Below are 15,099 nucleotides of genomic sequence, written 5' to 3' on the forward strand. Positions count from 1 at the left end.
CACGAACGGGTCCAGCCGCTTTCGACAGCTCCCCGGGAAGAACTACCCGGGAAGAACGTACGCCGCGGCTGCCGTCATCGCCCCCAGAACCCGGCGAACTCCTCGGCGAGGGACAGACCCTGGCGATGCCCCGCCCGAGCCGCGGGCGGCCGGGTCGCCGGGTTCATCATGTTGTCGCCGAACGCCTCGCGCGAGCCGGCGTCGGGGAGGATCGTCTCCACCCTGCTGCCGCTCGCGCGCAGCTCGTCGACCTGCGCGGAGAGATCGCTGCGCCAGCCGGCCGGATGCCGGGTCCGGCCGCCCAGCGGCGAGAGCACGAGGACCCGCCCGTGCCCCACCGCCAGGTCGGCGTTCTCGCTCGAGCGCCGGTAGCCACCGTCGATGTAGCGGCGGCCGCCGATCGCGTACGCCGGGCCGCCCGCGCAGCTGGCGGCGACCGCGTCGACCAGGTCGACGCCGCTGTCGCGGTCGAGCTCGACGGGCTCACCGGTGTCGGCGTCCACCACGGTGAGGAGGGTCCTGCCCGCCGGCCAGTGCGGGCTCGGCAGCCGGGCCGCGACGGTCTCTCGCCAGCGATCCCGCCCGGCCGCGCCCGCGGCCTCGGCGATCTCGATCGCGTCCGCGCCGATCCGGCGGCGCATGTCGGGCAGGTCGGCCGATGCCGCGATGATGGCGTCGGTCCGCTCGAGGTGGGCCCAGGAGATGGGGCCGCGGTGTCCTGGCCCGGCCTGGGGAGTCGGCGCCGAGAGGATGGCGGCCAGCAGGTCGGCGGGGCTCGCCCCGCCGAGCTGGGCCGCGGCGGTCGCGCCGGCGGAGGTGCCGATGACCAGATCGGCCCCGGTCACGTCCAAGCCGCCGTCGAGCAGTCCGGCGAGGACGCCGATCAGCCAGGCGTTGCCTGCCGATCCGCCGCCGCTGAGGACCAGCGCGCGCTTGTCGGCGAAGGCCGGTTGCGAAGGAGAAGTCGTGTTCATGGGAGTCGCCTTTCGAAGCGTTTCCGCAGGCGCTCCCGGTGGCCGGCCCGGATCTGGGCTCAGCCGCGCGATCGTGGGCGGCGGGGAGCACCCGCTGTGGATGTTGCGTACACGGGTCTCACCTCCTGCCGTCGGATCACGATCGCGACGAAGCTAGCACGGAGACACGACGTGGCTCACCTCGAATTAGCACCACGGTCGGCATGTCGCGGCCTTACGGTGAGTCCGTGACGAAGACCTGGTCGATCCTGCGCCTGGCGATGGCGGCGCTCATCCTCGCGGCCGTCCTGGCCGAGTTCCGCAACGCGCTGCGCACGGTGCCCGCCGACGGCTCCAGCACGGGGACGGTCCTGGTGAACTTCTTCAGCTACTTCACGATCGAGTCCAACCTCTTCGCGGTCGCCGGGCTCGTCGCCGGCGCGGCCTGGGCACTGACCCGTTCCGGTCAGGAGCCGGTGTGGGTTGCCGTGCTGCTCGCCGCGGCCACGACGTTCATGACCATCACCGGTCTCGTCTACAACCTGCTGCTGCGCGGGATCGCGCTCGCCGCGACCCCGTGGGCCAACGAGGTGCTGCACCTCATCGGCCCGATCTTCCTCGTCGCCGACCTGCTCTTCGCTCCCCCGCGCCGCCGGCTGCCGTGGCGCACGATCGCGGTCGTCATCTCCTGGCCGATCGTGTGGGTGGTCTACACGCTGCTGCGCGGCGAGTTCGTGGTCTCGCCGCTCACCGGCGAGGGCTGGTGGTACCCCTACCCGTTCCTCAACCCGCACGTCCAGGACGGCTATCTCGTCGTCGCGCTCTACGTCGCCGGCATCGCCGCGGCCTTCACCCTGGTCGCCTGGGGTGTGGTCAGCGTCGGGCACCGGCGCGACGTCGCCCCGGTCGAGCCTTCCGCCACCGAGGCGACGCCCTAGCGGTTGCGGATCATCCAGCGCTCGGGCGCGGGCAGCGGCTCCCAGCCGTACTTCGAGTAGAGCTCGTGGGCGTCCTCGGTGGCGAGCAGGGTGCGGCGGATCCGGTAGGGCTCGAGGTCGGCGACGATCCCCTCGATCAGGCGCTTGCCGATGCCCTGGCCGCGCACGCCCGGGTCGACGATCACGTCGCACAGCCAGGCGAAGTCGGCGAAGTCGCTGACCACGCGGGCGAAGGCGACCTGGTTGCCGGCCGCGTCGTAGACGCCGTAGCAGCGCGACCCCTTGTTGGCCGCGTCCTGCACCTCGCGGGTCCGCTCGCTCGCCCAGTAGGACTGGGAGAGCATCCGGTGCACCCAGTCGGGGTCGATCCGGCTCTGGTCGGCGGAGAAGGAGTACGCCACGGGCTCCTGGATCGCGGGCGGCTCCGCGGTCAGCAGGCCGAGCAGGTCGTCCGGCTCCTCCGGCTCGGGTCGCGCGACCTGCGGAGCGATCGCAGGCGCCTCGACGGCACCCGCGAAGCCCGGGCCCGGGTCCGGCGCACTCCCCGCCTGATAGGCCAGTGCGGCGCCGTTGGCGAGCCGGTCGGCGGCCTCGTTGAGCGGGTGTCCGGAGTGGCCCTTGATCCACTCGAAACGTACGTTGCGGCCCTGCATCGCCGCGTCGAGCTCCTTCATGATCTCGACGTTGAGGACGGGCTTGCCGTCGGCCTTCTTCCAGCCCTTGCGCTTCCAGCCCGCCATCCACTTGGTGACCGAGTTGATGACGTACTTGGAGTCGCAGTAGATGAGCAGCGGCTCGCCGGTGTGGGCCGTCTGCTGCAGCAGGTCGAGGACGGCGGTCAGCTCGCCCTGGTTGTTGGTGCCGTGGGGCCATCCGCCGCACGCCCAGGTGGACTCGTCCACGTACCAACCCCACCCCGCGGGACCCGGGTTTCCGAGCGCCGAACCGTCAGCAGCAGCCACAATCGTCACGCGCCCATCCTGCCAGTCGCGTGCCGGCTGCTCCCGACAGGTCAGGGGTTGACGCGCGGGCCGGACGCGGTGGATCCGCGAACGACCAGCTCGGGGTGGAAGACGAACTCCGAGTGCGGTGCGCCGGTGCCGGCGATCTCGTCGAGGATGGCGCGCACCGCGGCCTGGCCCATCGCCGGGACGGGCTTGCGGACCGTGGTCAGCGGCGGGTCGGTGAAGGCGATGAGCTGGGAGTCGTCGTAGCCCACGATGGAGATGTCCTCGGGGACCTGCAGGCCGCGCGAGCGGGCGGCGCGGATGGCGCCCAGCGCCATCATGTCGCTGGCGCAGACGATCGCGGTGAAGCCCTCGTCGAGGAGCGCGGAGGCCGCGGCCTGGCCGCCCTCGAGGGTGAACAGCGAGTCGCGGATGTGGCTCTTCTCGACCTCCTCGGCGCTGAGGCCGAAGCGGTCGGCCATCGTCGCCACGAAACCCTCGATCTTGCGCTGGACCGGGACGAACCGGCGGGGGCCGACGGCCAGGCCGATCTTGGTGTGACCGAGGGTGGCGAGGTGGGTGACCGCCAGCTGCATCGCCTCGCGGTCGTCGGGTGAGATGAACGGCGCCTTGATGTCGGGGCTGAACCCGTCGAGCAGCACGAAGGGAACGCCCTGGGCGCGGAGCTTCTCGTAGCGGGTCATGTCCGCGGTGGTGTCCGCGTGCAGACCGGAGACGAAGATGATCCCGGTGACGCCGCGGTCGACCAGCATCTCGGTGAGCTCGTCCTCGGTCGAGCCGCCGGGGGTCTGGGTCGCCAGCACCGGGGTGTAGCCCTGCCGGGTCAGCCCCTGCGCGATGACCTGCGCGAGCGCCGGGAAGATCGGGTTGTCGAGCTCGGGAGTGATCAGCCCGACCAGCCCCTCGCTGCGCTGGCGCAGCTTCACCGGGCGCTCGTAGCCGTGGACGTCGATCGCCGCCAGCACCGCCTCGCGCGTCGCCGCCGCGACACCCGGCTTACCGTTGAGGACGCGACTGACCGTCGCCTCACTGACGCCCGCATGGGCCGCGATGTCAGCAAGGCGGGCGGAGGCTGGTGTTATGGGCACGGTCACATCATGCCCCCTCACCACATGGCCTGCAAGAAGTTTCAGCAAGTTTGCAACTTTTGCTGAAAGGCTCTTACATTCTCCTCGACGCGGGGTTACCTTCGTCACACCACCGGGCGGATTCCTCGCCCGGCCCCATATCGAAGGAGAACTCATGCGACGTGGCATCGTGGCCACCGCAGTGGCGGCATCGCTCGTCCTCGCGGCAACGGCATGTGGCGGTAGCAGCGGCGACAGCAGCGACGGCCCGGTCACCATCACCTGGTGGGACACCTCGAACGCGACCAACGAGGCCCCGACCTACAAGGCCCTCGTCAAGGACTTCGAGAAGGCCAACCCGGACATCAAGGTCAAGTACGTCAACGTGCCGTTCGACCAGGCGCAGAACAAGTTCGACACCGCGGCCGGTGCCAGCGGCGCCCCCGACATCCTCCGTGCCGAGGTCGGCTGGACCCCCGCGTTCGCGCAGAAGGGCTTCCTCGCTCCCCTCGACGACACCGAGGCGCTCGAGGAGAAGGACGCCTTCCAGCCCAACCTGATCAAGCAGGCCGAGTTCGACGGCAAGACCTACGGCGTGCCGTTCGTCACCGACACCCTCGCGCTGGTCTACAACAAGGCGCTCTTCGAGAAGGCCGGCATCACCGAGGCGCCCGCCACCTGGGACGACCTCAAGAAGGACGCCGCGACGATCAAGGCCAAGACCGGAGTCGACGGCTACTGGGGCTCGACCTCGGCCTACTACGCCACCCCGTTCCTCTACGGCGAGGGCACCAACATGGTCGACGCCGAGGCCAAGAAGATCACCATCACCTCCCCGGAGGCCAAGAAGGGCCTGACCACCTGGCAGGGTCTCTTCAACGGCGCGGGCCTGCACAAGGCGGACACCACCGCCGACGCGTACGCCCACATCCAGGACGCCTTCGTCAACGGCAAGGTCGCCGCGATCATCCAGGGCCCCTGGGAGATCACGAACTTCTACAAGGGCTCGGCGTTCCAGGACAAGAACAACCTCGGCATCGCGACCGTCCCGGCCGGCTCGACCGGCAAGGCCGGCGCCCCGACCGGTGGTCACAACCTGTCGATCTACGCCGGCTCGGACGAGGCGCACCAGGAGGCCTCGGCGAAGTTCGTGAAGTTCATGACCTCGGCCGACACCCAGGCCCAGATCGCGCTGAAGAACTCCACGCTCCCGACCCGCGACGACGCCTACACCGACGAGGTCAAGGCCGACCCGGGCATCGCCGGGTTCCAGACCGTGCTCCCGGCCGCCCAGCCGCGACCGGAGCTGCCGGAGTACTCCTCGCTGTGGGGTCCGATGGACCAGGAGCTCCCGAAGATCGCCTCCGGCGCCGAGACCCTCGACAAGGGCCTGGCCACGCTGGACACGGCCTTCGCCGACCTGCTGCCCGACTTCTCCAAGTGACCCAGTTCCGACTGAGCCAGGAAGATCAAGTCATCTCATGACTCTGACAGCACCAGCGCCCGCCGCCGAGACCCCGCGGTCTCGGCGGCGGGCGCCCCGCCCCGTCCAGCGCGTGCGAGACTCCTACCGCCGCTACTGGTACGCCTACGCGATGGTCGCGCCCGTCGTGATCGTCCTCGGCGTCCTGGTCGGCTACCCGCTCGCGCGCGGCTTCTACCTGACCCTGACCGACGCCAACAGCCTCAACTCGGCACGCACCATCGGCGTCAACACGATCGACGCGACGTACAAGTTCATCGGTCTGGACAACTACGCCGAGATCCTGTGGGGCCCGGCGGCCTACGACCGCTTCTGGTCCCATTTCGTCTGGACCATCGTCTGGACCGTCACCTGTGTCGTGCTGCACTACGTGATCGGCCTCGGGCTGGCGATGCTCCTCAACCAGCGGCTGCGCGGGCGCGTGGCGTACCGGCTGCTGCTGATCCTGCCCTGGGCGGTGCCGACCTTCGTCACCGTCTTCGCCTGGCGGATCATGCTGGCCGATGCTGGCGTCATCAACTCGATGATCGGCGCGATCGGCCTGGCCGAGCCGAGCTGGCTCGAGGACCCGACCTGGCAGCGTACGGCCGCGATCCTGGTCAACACCTGGTGCGGCGTGCCGTTCATGATGCTCTCCCTGCTCGGCGGGCTGCAGTCGATCGACGAGAACCTCTACGAGGCCGCCGAGATCGACGGCGCCAGCGCCTGGCAGCGGTTCCGGCACGTCACCCTGCCGGGGCTGTCCTCGGTGAGCTCGACCGTCGTGCTGCTCGGGGTGATCTGGACCTTCAACCAGTTCGCGATCATCTTCCTGCTCTTCGGCAACACCGCGCCGGACGCGCAGATCCTGGTCACCTGGGCCTACCGACTCGGCTTCGGGCAGCAGCCTCGCGACTTCGCTATGTCCGCGGCGTACGGCGTCCTGCTGCTCGCGATCCTGATCGTCTTCACGTCCTTCTACTACCGGTGGTTGAAACGCAATGACCAGCTCGCCTAGCACCCACGTGCCCAGCAGCGCGCCCAAGAAACGGCAGAGCCGACGCGGCGACCTCGGCCCGGTCGGCCAGGTGGGCACGCACGTCACGCTCGCGGTGGCGTCGCTGATCGCGCTGTTCCCGATCGTCTGGCTCGTCTACCTGTCCCTGGGACCCGACAAGGACGACTACCTCCACCCCGGCGGGATCTTCGCGAAGGCGACGCTGGACAACTACTCGTTCGTGCTGACCAACACCGCCTTCTTCAACTGGCTGTGGTCGACGCTGGTGGTCGCCGGAGGCACGACCCTGTTCGGCGTGATGTCGGCGGCGACGACCGGCTACGCGGTCTCCCGGATGCGGTTCCCGGGCCACCGGCCGCTGATGTGGGTCCTGCTGCTGACGCAGGCGTTCCCGATCGCGGTGCTGATCGTGCCGATGTACGAGATCTTCTCGCAGCTGCGTCTGGTCGACTCGCACCTCGGTCTGATCCTTGTCAACTGCACCACGATCGTCCCCTACTGCTCCTGGCTGCTGAAGGGCTACTTCGACACCATCCCGGTCGAGCTCGACGAGGCCGGGATGATCGACGGGCTCACCCCCTTCGGTACGTTCTGGCGGCTCATCCTGCCGCTGGCCCGTCCGGGCCTCGCGGTCGCCGCGTTCTACGCCTTCATCACCGCCTTCGCCGAGGTCGCGTTCGCCTCGACGTTCCTGCTCGACGACTCGAAGTACACCTTCGCGGTCGGCCTGCAGAGCTTCATCAGCGAGCACGACGCGCAGTGGAACCTGATGGCCGCCACCGCCGTCCTCATCGCCATCCCGGTCACCGTCTTCTTCTATCTCGTCCAACGACACGTCGTCACCGGTCTGACCGCCGGCGGCGTCAAGGGCTGAAAGGTTCTTCTCTCATGAGTACCGAATGGTGGCGCGACGCCGTCATCTACCAGGTCTACCCGCGCAGCTTCGCCGACAGCGACGGCGACGGCACCGGTGACCTTCCCGGGATCCGGTCCCGGCTCCCCTACCTCCGGTCGCTGGGCGTGGATGCGGTCTGGCTGAGCCCGTTCTACGCCTCGCCGCAGGCCGACGGGGGCTACGACGTCTCCGACTACCGTGCGGTCGACCCCCGGTACGGGACGCTGGACGACGCTCGCGCGCTGATCTCTGCTGCCCATGAGCTGGGGCTCAAGATCATCGCCGACATCGTCCCCAACCACTCCTCCGACCAGCACGAGTGGTTCCAGCAGGCGCTGGCCGACGGGCCCGGCTCGCCGATGCGGTCGCGCTACCACTTCCTGCCCGGACGCGGGCCGGACGGCTCGGAGCCACCGAATGACTGGGACTCGATCTTCGGCGGTCCCGCCTGGACCCGCGTGGCGGACGGCGAGTGGTACCTCCACCTCTTCGCGCCCGAGCAGCCCGACTTCAACTGGAACTCCCCCGAGGTCGCCGCGGAGTTCCTCGACATCCTGCGGTTCTGGCTCGATCTCGGCATCGACGGCTTCCGTATCGACGTCGCCCACGGCCTGGTCAAGGCCGAGGGCCTGCCGTCCATCGGCCACACGGACCAGCTCCACCTGCTCGGCAACGACGTGATGCCGTTCTTCGATCAGGACGGGGTCCACGAGATCTACCGCACCTGGCGGCGGGTGCTGTCGGACTACCCGGGCCGGATCTTCGTCGCCGAGGCGTGGACGCCGACGGTGGCCCGGTCGGCCAACTACGTACGCCCCGACGAGCTGCACCAGGCGTTCAACTTCGAGTACCTCGACACCGCCTGGGACGCCGCGGCGCTGCGCAAGGTCATCGACAGCTCCCTGGACGCGATGCGTCCGGTCGGTGCTCCGGCGACCTGGGTGCTGTCCAACCACGACGTCACCCGGCACGCCACCCGGTTCGCAAACCCTCCGGGGTCAGGCACCCAGATCCGTACGCCTGGTGACCGCCCTCTGGGGCTCCGGCGAGCTCGCGCGGCGACGCTGCTCATGCTGGCGCTCCCGGGGTCGGCGTACGTCTACCAGGGCGAGGAGCTCGGCCTCCCCGACGTCACGGACCTGCCCGACGAGGTCCGCCAGGACCCGTCCTTCCACCGCGCCAACGGCCAGGACGGCTTCCGCGACGGCTGCCGCGTGCCGCTGCCGTGGACCCGGACGGGTTCGTCCTACGGCTTCGGCGACGGCGGCTCCTGGCTGCCCCAGCCCGACTCGTGGGGCGAGCTGAGCGTCGAGGCGCAGACCGGTGTCGAGGGCTCCACCCTCGAGCTCTACCGCTCGGCGCTGAAGATCCGTCGCGAGGTCTCCGGCCTCGGCGCCGGCGACGCGGTCACCTGGCACGACGAGGCCCCCGCCGGGGTCCTCTGGTTCGAGCGCTCTGGTTTCGTGTGCACCGTCAACACCACCAAGGAGCCGGTACGCATCGCCGCCCCCGGCGACGTACTCCTCTCCTCCTCGGGCCCCGTGCCCGTCACCGACGGCTCCGCCGACCTCCCCGGCGACACGACCGTCTGGTGGCAGATCTAGCCGAGAAGTCACCCCCGTCGGCCGAGTTGGCACTGCCGTGCCGGCTCGGCCGACGTACGTGACGGCTCGGCCGACGCGGCTGACGCCTCGGCTGGCTAGCGGCGGGCGGTGACGTAGCAGGCGACGGCGGTGGCCGCGGCGACGTTGAGGGAGTCGATGCCGGCGGACATCGGGATGATGGCGCGGCGGTCGGCGGCCTGCTGCCAGCGCGGGGAGAGGCCGTGGCCCTCGGAGCCGAGGACGAGGGCGACCTTGTCGACACCCTCGACGGCCTTCTCGATGTCGACGGCGTCGTCGGCCAGGGTCAGGGCGACGGTGGTGAAGCCGGCGGCGGAGAGGGACGGGAGTGCTTCGTACCAGTCCGGCAGGCGGGTCCACGGCAGCGCGAAGACCGCGCCCATCGCGACCTTGATGGAGCGCCGGTAGAGCGGGTCGGCGCAGCGCGGCGCCAGCAGCACCGCATCGAACCCGAGCGCCGCCCCCGACCGGAAGATCGCACCCACGTTGGTGTGGTCGACGATGTCCTCCAGCACCAGGACCGAGCGGGCACCCTCGAGCACCGACTCCACCGACGGCAGCGGCCGCCGCTTCAAGGACGCCAGCGCACCACGGTGCACATGGAACCCGGTCACCTCCTCGGCCGCCTTCTCGCTCATCACGTAGCACGGCGCATCGGTCGAGTCGAGCACGTCGGCGAGCCCGTCGAGCCACTTCGGCGCCATCAGGAACGAGCGCGGCTCGAAGCCGCCGGTCACGGCGCGGCGTACGACCTTCTCGCCTTCCGCCAGGAACAGCCCCTCGGAGGATTCGATGGACTTGCGCAGCTCGACATCACGCAGGTCGCGGTAGTCCGCAAGACGAGGGTCGTCGGGGTCGGAGATCTCGATGAGCTCAGCCATGGTCAGGCGACCTGCACCGAGTCCTTCATGTCCCCCGAAACTTCCTCAGGGAAAGAGAGGACCAGGTGCCGGCCCAGGGCGGTCGCGACGCGTGCCAGCGTGTCGATCCGGTTGCGCGCTCCGCCGCCTTCCTCGAGTCGGGAGATGACCGACTGAGTCGTGCCCATCCGAGTGGCCAGCTCACGCTGGCTCAGCCCTGCCGCCGTACGCAGGTCGTAGATCAGCTGCCCGAGTGCAAGATCCTGCTCGACGCTCGCCCTGGCCTCGTCGGACGGCGCGGGACGCTCGGCCCTGACGTCGGACCAGCGGGAGTAGTTCGCCATGGTTGCTCTCCTAGGGATAGCGCCGCGCGCATTCGGCGGCCGCCTTGCGGGCTCTGGCCACCTCACCGCGCTCGTTGTCTCGTTGCTTGTGGAAAGTCGTCAGAAGGATGATTCGAGCATCGCTGGTGAATCTGTAGGTGATCCTCCGGGCAGTCGACCCGAGAGTGAAGCGAAGCTCGAACAGGCCGTCCCCCAAACCCCGCGAGAGAGGCATTCGTGCGCGGGGCCCCAGATCGGCCAACCGATCCACGATCACCGCGACCCGGACCCACTCCGCGTCGCTCAGAGCATCCAGCCACCTCACGACCTCGTCATGAAGCTCGACTTCCATGCTCATGATCGCACCCACGCGATGATCGCACAAGTGCGATCATCGCGGAGCGGGCAGCCGCCATGGTTCGCTGCAGATCTCATGCAGTGACTGTACGATCCAACTCATGGCAACGAGTCGACGCCGCGCCGACCAGAGGTCTAGAAGGAGTCGGGGTGGGCGACGCGGACGACCTCGCCGACGACGATGATCGCCGGGGGCTGGACGTTCTCGTCGGCGAGGGTCTTCTCGAGGGTCTCGAGGGTCGCCAGGACCGTACGCTGTGTCGGCATCGTGCCGTCGCAGATGACCGCGACGGGGGTCGAGGCGGCACGTCCACCGTCCATCAGGGCGGTCGCGATCGCCGGGGCATTCTGGACGGCCATGAGGAGGACCAGGGTGCCACCGAGCTGGGCGACGGCGGGCCAGTTGGTCAGCGAGGTGGGGTCGGCCGGCGGGACGTGGCCGGAGATGACGGTGAACTCGTGGGCGACGCCGCGGTGGGTCACCGGGATGCCGGCGACGCCGGGGACGGTCACCGGCGAGGTCAGGCCGGGGATGACGTGGACCGGCACGCCGGCCTCACGGCAGGCGAGCACCTCCTCGAAGCCACGGCCGAAGATGAAGTTGTCGCCGCCCTTGAAGCGCGCGACCGCCTTCCCCTCTTTGGCCGCCTCGACGATGATCCGGTTGATCTCCTCCTGCTGGGCCGAGCGGCCGCGAGGAAGCTTGGCGACGTCGACCAGCTCGACGTCGCCCGGCAGCTCGGAGAGCAGCTCGCGCGGCGCCAGCCGGTCGGCGACGACGATGTCGGCCTCCATCAGGGCCTTGCGGCCGGCGACGGAGATCAGCCCCGGGTCACCCGGACCGCCACCGATCAGGGTCACCCCGGGCACCCGCTGGCGCTCGTGCGGAGCGATGAGGTCACCGGAGCGCAGGCCGTCGAGGATCCGGTCGCGCACACCCGCGGAGCGCCGCGGGTCGCGGTTGGCGAGCACGGCGACGGTCAGGTCGCCGTCCTGCCCAGTCGCCGGGGTCCAGGCGGTGGCGCGCGTGCCGTCGTCGGAGCGTACGCAGAAGATCCGTCGCTCCTCGGCGGCGGCCGAGACCTCCTCGTTGACGTCGGCGTTCTGGGTCGCGGCGATGACGTACCAGGCCCCGTCGAGCACGTCGGCGGTGAAACGCTCCGAGCGCCAGGTGATCTCGCCCGAGCCGAGCAGGCCCTCCAGGGCGGGCGTCAGCGAGGGCGAGACGATCTCGACCAGCGCACCCGCGGCGATCAGCGCCGGCACGCGCCGCTGCGCCACCCGGCCACCACCCACGACGACCACCCTCCGCCCCTCCAGGATGAGGCCGGCGGGATAGGGAACGGCATGCTCAGAACTCATGGGTACATCCTCGCCCAACACCCGGCCGTGTCCTGACAACGGGTCGATTCGCGGACTGGGTTCGTGAGCTACGTTGGTGGCCATGGCACTCGACCGCCCGGTGAAACCGGACCCCTACTCGCTCATGCCCGCCCTTCCCTCCTTCACGCTGACCAGCCAGGACGTGACCGACGGCCAGCCGCTGAAGCAGGACCAGGTCTACGACGGCGGCAACACCTCCCCGCAGCTCAGCTGGAGCGGCGCACCGGAGGGGACGAAGTCCTACGTCGTCACCTGCTTCGACCCCGACGCGCCCACGCCCAGCGGCTTCTGGCACTGGGCCCTGGTCGACGTCCCCGCCGACGTCACCGAGCTGCCCGCCGGCGCCGGTGCCGGCGACGCCGAGCTCCCGGGCAAGGCGTTCCACGTCGCCACCGACTACGGCACCAAGGAGTTCGGCGGTGCCGCTCCCCCGGCCGGCGACCAGGTCCACCGCTACTACTTCGTGGTCCACGCCGTCGGCGAGGAGACCCTCGGCGTGAACGACGAGGTCACCCCGGCCGTCGTCTCCTTCAACCTGGCCTTCAAGGCCCTGGCCCGCGCCGTCCTGGTGGGCACCTACCAGCACTGAGCTCCGGCGGTGGGAGCCCCAGGGCTCCCACCGTCAGCCCGAGGCGAGGTGGGTCAGCAGCGTCGGCGTACGACGATGCTCGACCTCGCCGGAGAGACCGAGCGCGAGGAAGATCTCGCTCAGACACCGCTCGAACTGTCGCCTGCCGCTGAAGAGCTTGCTGATGATCGCGCGGTCGGGGAATCCCGCCTGGATCAGGCCCAGCACCTCGCTCTGCCGCATCGACAGCCGTGCCATCGCCTCGCCGTCGGCGTCCGGCGATGCCTCGACCATCCGGGAGATGACCTCGGGGTCGACCACGACCTCACCCGACGACACCCGGCCGATGACGTCGAGGAAGTGCGGGATGGTGCGTACGCGTGACTTGCGCAGGTAGCCGAGGCCGCCGGTGCCGGAACTGGCGAAGACCGGGGCGGCGTAGGCCGTGTCGAGCGAGTCCGCGAGCACGAGGATGCCCATCTCCGGCACCTTCTCGTGCAGCCGGACCGCGGCACCGATGCCCTCGTCGGCCGTTCTCCCGCTCAGCCGGGCGTCGGTGACGACCAGCGTCGGCAGGGTGTCGGTCGCGACCTGGACGAGCGCCTCGGCGTCGCCGGCGTCGGCCACCACCTGGTAACCACCACGCGCGAGCAGGGTCGTGAGTCCAGCACGAAGGAGCGGCGACTCGTCGGCAACGACGACGCTCGGCTCATAGCTGGGCACAACGGCTCCGCTCGGTGTTGGGGGTAGCGGTCGATACGCATTCTGTCGCACTCCACCGCAAACCCCCGGTATCTCGCGTCCGTGTTCGCGTCGCCAGCCGAGGCGGACAGCCCGGGATCAGAACTCCGGCGGCCCTTCGGAGGCTCGCTTGAGCAGCGTCTCGAAGGAGGTCGGGTTGGCGAACTCGTCCTCCACCAGCGTCCGGTGCGGCGCCGGGGCGGCGGTCGCACCGCCGCCCACGGCCAGCAGCGCGGCCAGCTCCGCGGCCGCCCGGTCGACCCGCTTGGGGAGCTCCGGGCCACCGGCGAAGTCGTCGGTGGCGGCGAAGACCCCGGTCGGGACGACCACGGCGTGCAGGTAGGCGAAGAGCGGGCGCAGCGCGTGCTCGAGCACCAGCGAGTGCCGGGCGGTGCCGGCCGTCGCGGCGATCAGGACCGGCTTGGCGTCGAGGACACCCTGCTCGAGGACGTCGAAGAACGTCTTGAACAGGCCCGAGTAGGACGCGGAGAACACCGGCGTCACCGCGATGACGCCGTCGGCACGGCGCACGTGGTCGATGGCCGTCTGCAGCGCCGGCTTGGCGAAGCCGGTGAGCAGGTTGTCGGTCAGCTCGTGCGCCAGGCCGCGCAGCTCGATGTGCTCGACCTCGACCTCGGCGCCCCGGGCCTGGACGGCCCGGGTCGTCGCCTCGCCGAGCATGTCGGCGAGCAGCTTGGTCGAGGACGGGACCGAGAGCCCCGCCGAGACGACGACGATCCGGGTCACAGCTCCCCCTCGAGCACCTTGGCGACCTCCGGGTCGTGCAGGTCGCGGTCGGACGAGCCGGTGGCGGAGTCGCCCTCGGCGTAGACGGTCGAGTCCTTGGCGCCGCCGGCCTTCTCCACCAGGGAGGCGTGGGTCGGGGCGTCCGGGACACCGGGCTTGCGCAGCTTCTCGAACTCCGCGCGCAGGGTCGGGAGGATCTCGCCGTAGAGGTCGAGCTGCTCCAGCACCGTCTTCAGCGGGAGCCCCGCGTGGTCGAGCAGGAAGAGCTGGCGCTGGTAGTCACCGACGTACTCACGGAACGAGAGGGTCCGCTCGATGACCTGCTGCGGCGAGCCGACGGTCAGCGGCGTGGCCTCGCTGAAGTCCTCCAGCGAGGGGCCGTGGCCGTAGACCGGGGCGTTGTCGAAGTAGGGCCGGAACTCGTTGATCGCGTCCTGGGAGTTGGGCCGCATGAAGAACTGCCCGCCCAGCCCGACGATCGCCTGGTCGGCGGTGCCGTGGCCATAGTGCTCGAAACGCTGCCGGTAGAGCTGCACCATCTGCTTGGTGTGCGAGGCCGGCCAGAAGATGTGGTTGTGGAAGAAGCCGTCGCCATAGTACGCAGCTTGCTCGGCGATCTCAGGCGAGCGGATCGAGCCGTGCCAGACGAACGGCGCGACACCGTCCAACGGCCGCGGCGTCGAGGTGTAGCCCTGCAGCGGCGTACGGAACCGGCCGGACCAGTCGACGACGTCCTCGCTCCACAGCCGGCGGAGCAGGGCGTAGTTCTCGATCGCCAGGTTGATGCCCTGGCGGATGTCCTTGCCGAACCAGGGGTAGACCGGGCCGGTGTTGCCGCGGCCCATCATCAGGTCGACGCGGCCGTCGGTGAGGTGCTGGATCTTGGCGTAGTCCTCCGCGATCAGCACCGGGTCGGTGGTGGTGATCAGCGTGGTCGCGGTGCTCAGGATGATGTTCTCGGTCTGGGCACCGATGTAGGCCAGCGTGGCGGTCGGGTTGGAGGCGATGAACGGCGGGTTGTGGTGCTCACCGGTCGCGAAGACGTCCAGGCCCACCTCCTCGGCGTGCTTGGCGATCTCGACGGTGGCCTTGATCCGCTCGTGCTCCGTCGGGGTCTTGCCGGTCGTCGGGTCCGTGGTGACGTCGCCGACGGTGAAGATGCCGAACTGCATACCCATTGTTCACTGCCCCTTTCGT

16 protein-coding genes are annotated in these 15,099 nt (G+C 69.8%); 6 read left to right on the forward strand and 10 right to left on the reverse strand.

Annotated elements, in window-relative coordinates; all coding sequences use genetic code 11:
- Positions 1 to 74: 74 nt before the first annotated feature.
- Positions 75 to 974: a patatin-like phospholipase family protein gene (locus ACWZJV_RS02640; protein WP_196873823.1), complete on the reverse strand. Its 900-nt coding sequence runs from the start codon at positions 972 to 974 to the stop codon at positions 75 to 77.
- A 227-nt stretch (positions 975 to 1,201) separates the two neighbouring features.
- On the opposite strand from ACWZJV_RS02640, the gene ACWZJV_RS02645 reads away from it, so the two are divergent.
- Positions 1,202 to 1,891, forward strand: coding sequence for a Pr6Pr family membrane protein (locus ACWZJV_RS02645; protein WP_457180133.1), 690 nt, complete (start codon positions 1,202 to 1,204; stop codon positions 1,889 to 1,891).
- Here the strand turns inward: ACWZJV_RS02645 and ACWZJV_RS02650 are convergent.
- Positions 1,888 to 2,862, reverse strand: coding sequence for a GNAT family N-acetyltransferase (locus ACWZJV_RS02650; RefSeq protein WP_457180134.1), 975 nt, complete (start codon positions 2,860 to 2,862; stop codon positions 1,888 to 1,890). The genes ACWZJV_RS02645 and ACWZJV_RS02650 overlap by 4 nt on opposite strands.
- Positions 2,863 to 2,903: 41 nt before the next feature.
- The gene (locus tag ACWZJV_RS02655; RefSeq protein WP_457180135.1) at positions 2,904 to 3,947 is read right to left on the reverse strand and encodes a LacI family DNA-binding transcriptional regulator; all 1,044 of its coding nucleotides are present in this window, start codon (positions 3,945 to 3,947) and stop codon (positions 2,904 to 2,906) included.
- A 154-nt stretch (positions 3,948 to 4,101) separates the two neighbouring features.
- Between ACWZJV_RS02655 and ACWZJV_RS02660 the strand changes: the two genes are divergently transcribed.
- The 4 genes from ACWZJV_RS02660 to ACWZJV_RS02675 are packed head-to-tail and all read left to right on the forward strand — an operon-like array spanning position 4,102 to position 8,905.
- The gene (locus ACWZJV_RS02660) at positions 4,102 to 5,370 is read left to right on the forward strand and encodes an extracellular solute-binding protein (RefSeq protein WP_457180136.1); all 1,269 of its coding nucleotides are present in this window, start codon (positions 4,102 to 4,104) and stop codon (positions 5,368 to 5,370) included.
- Between the two features lie 37 nt (positions 5,371 to 5,407).
- Positions 5,408 to 6,406: a carbohydrate ABC transporter permease gene (locus ACWZJV_RS02665; RefSeq protein ID WP_008357002.1), complete on the forward strand. Its 999-nt coding sequence runs from the start codon at positions 5,408 to 5,410 to the stop codon at positions 6,404 to 6,406.
- Positions 6,390 to 7,280 (forward strand): sugar ABC transporter permease, encoded by an 891-nt coding sequence (locus tag ACWZJV_RS02670; protein WP_457180137.1) that lies wholly within the window; start codon positions 6,390 to 6,392, stop codon positions 7,278 to 7,280. The genes ACWZJV_RS02665 and ACWZJV_RS02670 overlap by 17 nt, the downstream gene beginning before the upstream one ends.
- A 14-nt stretch (positions 7,281 to 7,294) precedes the next feature.
- Complete coding sequence (locus ACWZJV_RS02675; protein WP_457180138.1) at positions 7,295 to 8,905, forward strand: glycoside hydrolase family 13 protein; 1,611 nt, start codon at positions 7,295 to 7,297, stop codon at positions 8,903 to 8,905.
- A gap of 95 nt (positions 8,906 to 9,000) precedes the next feature.
- Here ACWZJV_RS02675 and ACWZJV_RS02680 read toward each other — a convergent pair whose 3' ends face one another.
- The 4 genes from ACWZJV_RS02680 to cobA form a co-directional block, all read right to left on the reverse strand.
- Entirely contained in the window at positions 9,001 to 9,804 is an 804-nt protein-coding gene (locus tag ACWZJV_RS02680; RefSeq protein WP_457180139.1) for a TrmH family RNA methyltransferase, read from the reverse strand.
- A 2-nt stretch (positions 9,805 to 9,806) separates the two neighbouring features.
- Positions 9,807 to 10,127: a helix-turn-helix domain-containing protein gene (locus ACWZJV_RS02685; protein WP_378912104.1), complete on the reverse strand. Its 321-nt coding sequence runs from the start codon at positions 10,125 to 10,127 to the stop codon at positions 9,807 to 9,809.
- Between the two features lie 10 nt (positions 10,128 to 10,137).
- Positions 10,138 to 10,464 (reverse strand): type II toxin-antitoxin system RelE/ParE family toxin, encoded by a 327-nt coding sequence (locus ACWZJV_RS02690; RefSeq protein WP_457180140.1) that lies wholly within the window; start codon positions 10,462 to 10,464, stop codon positions 10,138 to 10,140.
- 134 nt (positions 10,465 to 10,598) lie between these two features.
- The gene (gene cobA, locus ACWZJV_RS02695; RefSeq protein ID WP_457180141.1) at positions 10,599 to 11,825 is read right to left on the reverse strand and encodes a uroporphyrinogen-III C-methyltransferase; all 1,227 of its coding nucleotides are present in this window, start codon (positions 11,823 to 11,825) and stop codon (positions 10,599 to 10,601) included.
- 82 nt (positions 11,826 to 11,907) lie between these two features.
- Between cobA and ACWZJV_RS02700 the strand changes: the two genes are divergently transcribed.
- Positions 11,908 to 12,435: a YbhB/YbcL family Raf kinase inhibitor-like protein gene (locus ACWZJV_RS02700; RefSeq protein WP_457180142.1), complete on the forward strand. Its 528-nt coding sequence runs from the start codon at positions 11,908 to 11,910 to the stop codon at positions 12,433 to 12,435.
- Between the two features lie 33 nt (positions 12,436 to 12,468).
- On the opposite strand, the gene ACWZJV_RS02705 is transcribed toward ACWZJV_RS02700, so the two are convergent.
- The 3 genes from ACWZJV_RS02705 to ACWZJV_RS02715 all read right to left on the reverse strand — a co-directional run bounded on the left by ACWZJV_RS02705 (position 12,469) and on the right by ACWZJV_RS02715 (position 15,074).
- Positions 12,469 to 13,137, reverse strand: coding sequence for a response regulator (locus tag ACWZJV_RS02705; RefSeq protein ID WP_008357008.1), 669 nt, complete (start codon positions 13,135 to 13,137; stop codon positions 12,469 to 12,471).
- Between the two features lie 117 nt (positions 13,138 to 13,254).
- The gene (locus tag ACWZJV_RS02710) at positions 13,255 to 13,902 is read right to left on the reverse strand and encodes an FMN reductase (RefSeq protein ID WP_457180143.1); all 648 of its coding nucleotides are present in this window, start codon (positions 13,900 to 13,902) and stop codon (positions 13,255 to 13,257) included.
- The gene (locus ACWZJV_RS02715) at positions 13,899 to 15,074 is read right to left on the reverse strand and encodes an LLM class flavin-dependent oxidoreductase (RefSeq protein WP_196876355.1); all 1,176 of its coding nucleotides are present in this window, start codon (positions 15,072 to 15,074) and stop codon (positions 13,899 to 13,901) included. Before ACWZJV_RS02715 ends, ACWZJV_RS02710 begins: the two co-directional genes overlap by 4 nt.
- Positions 15,075 to 15,099: the final 25 nt, after the last annotated feature.

It is taken from the genome of Nocardioides sp. WG-D5 (assembly GCF_054031175.1).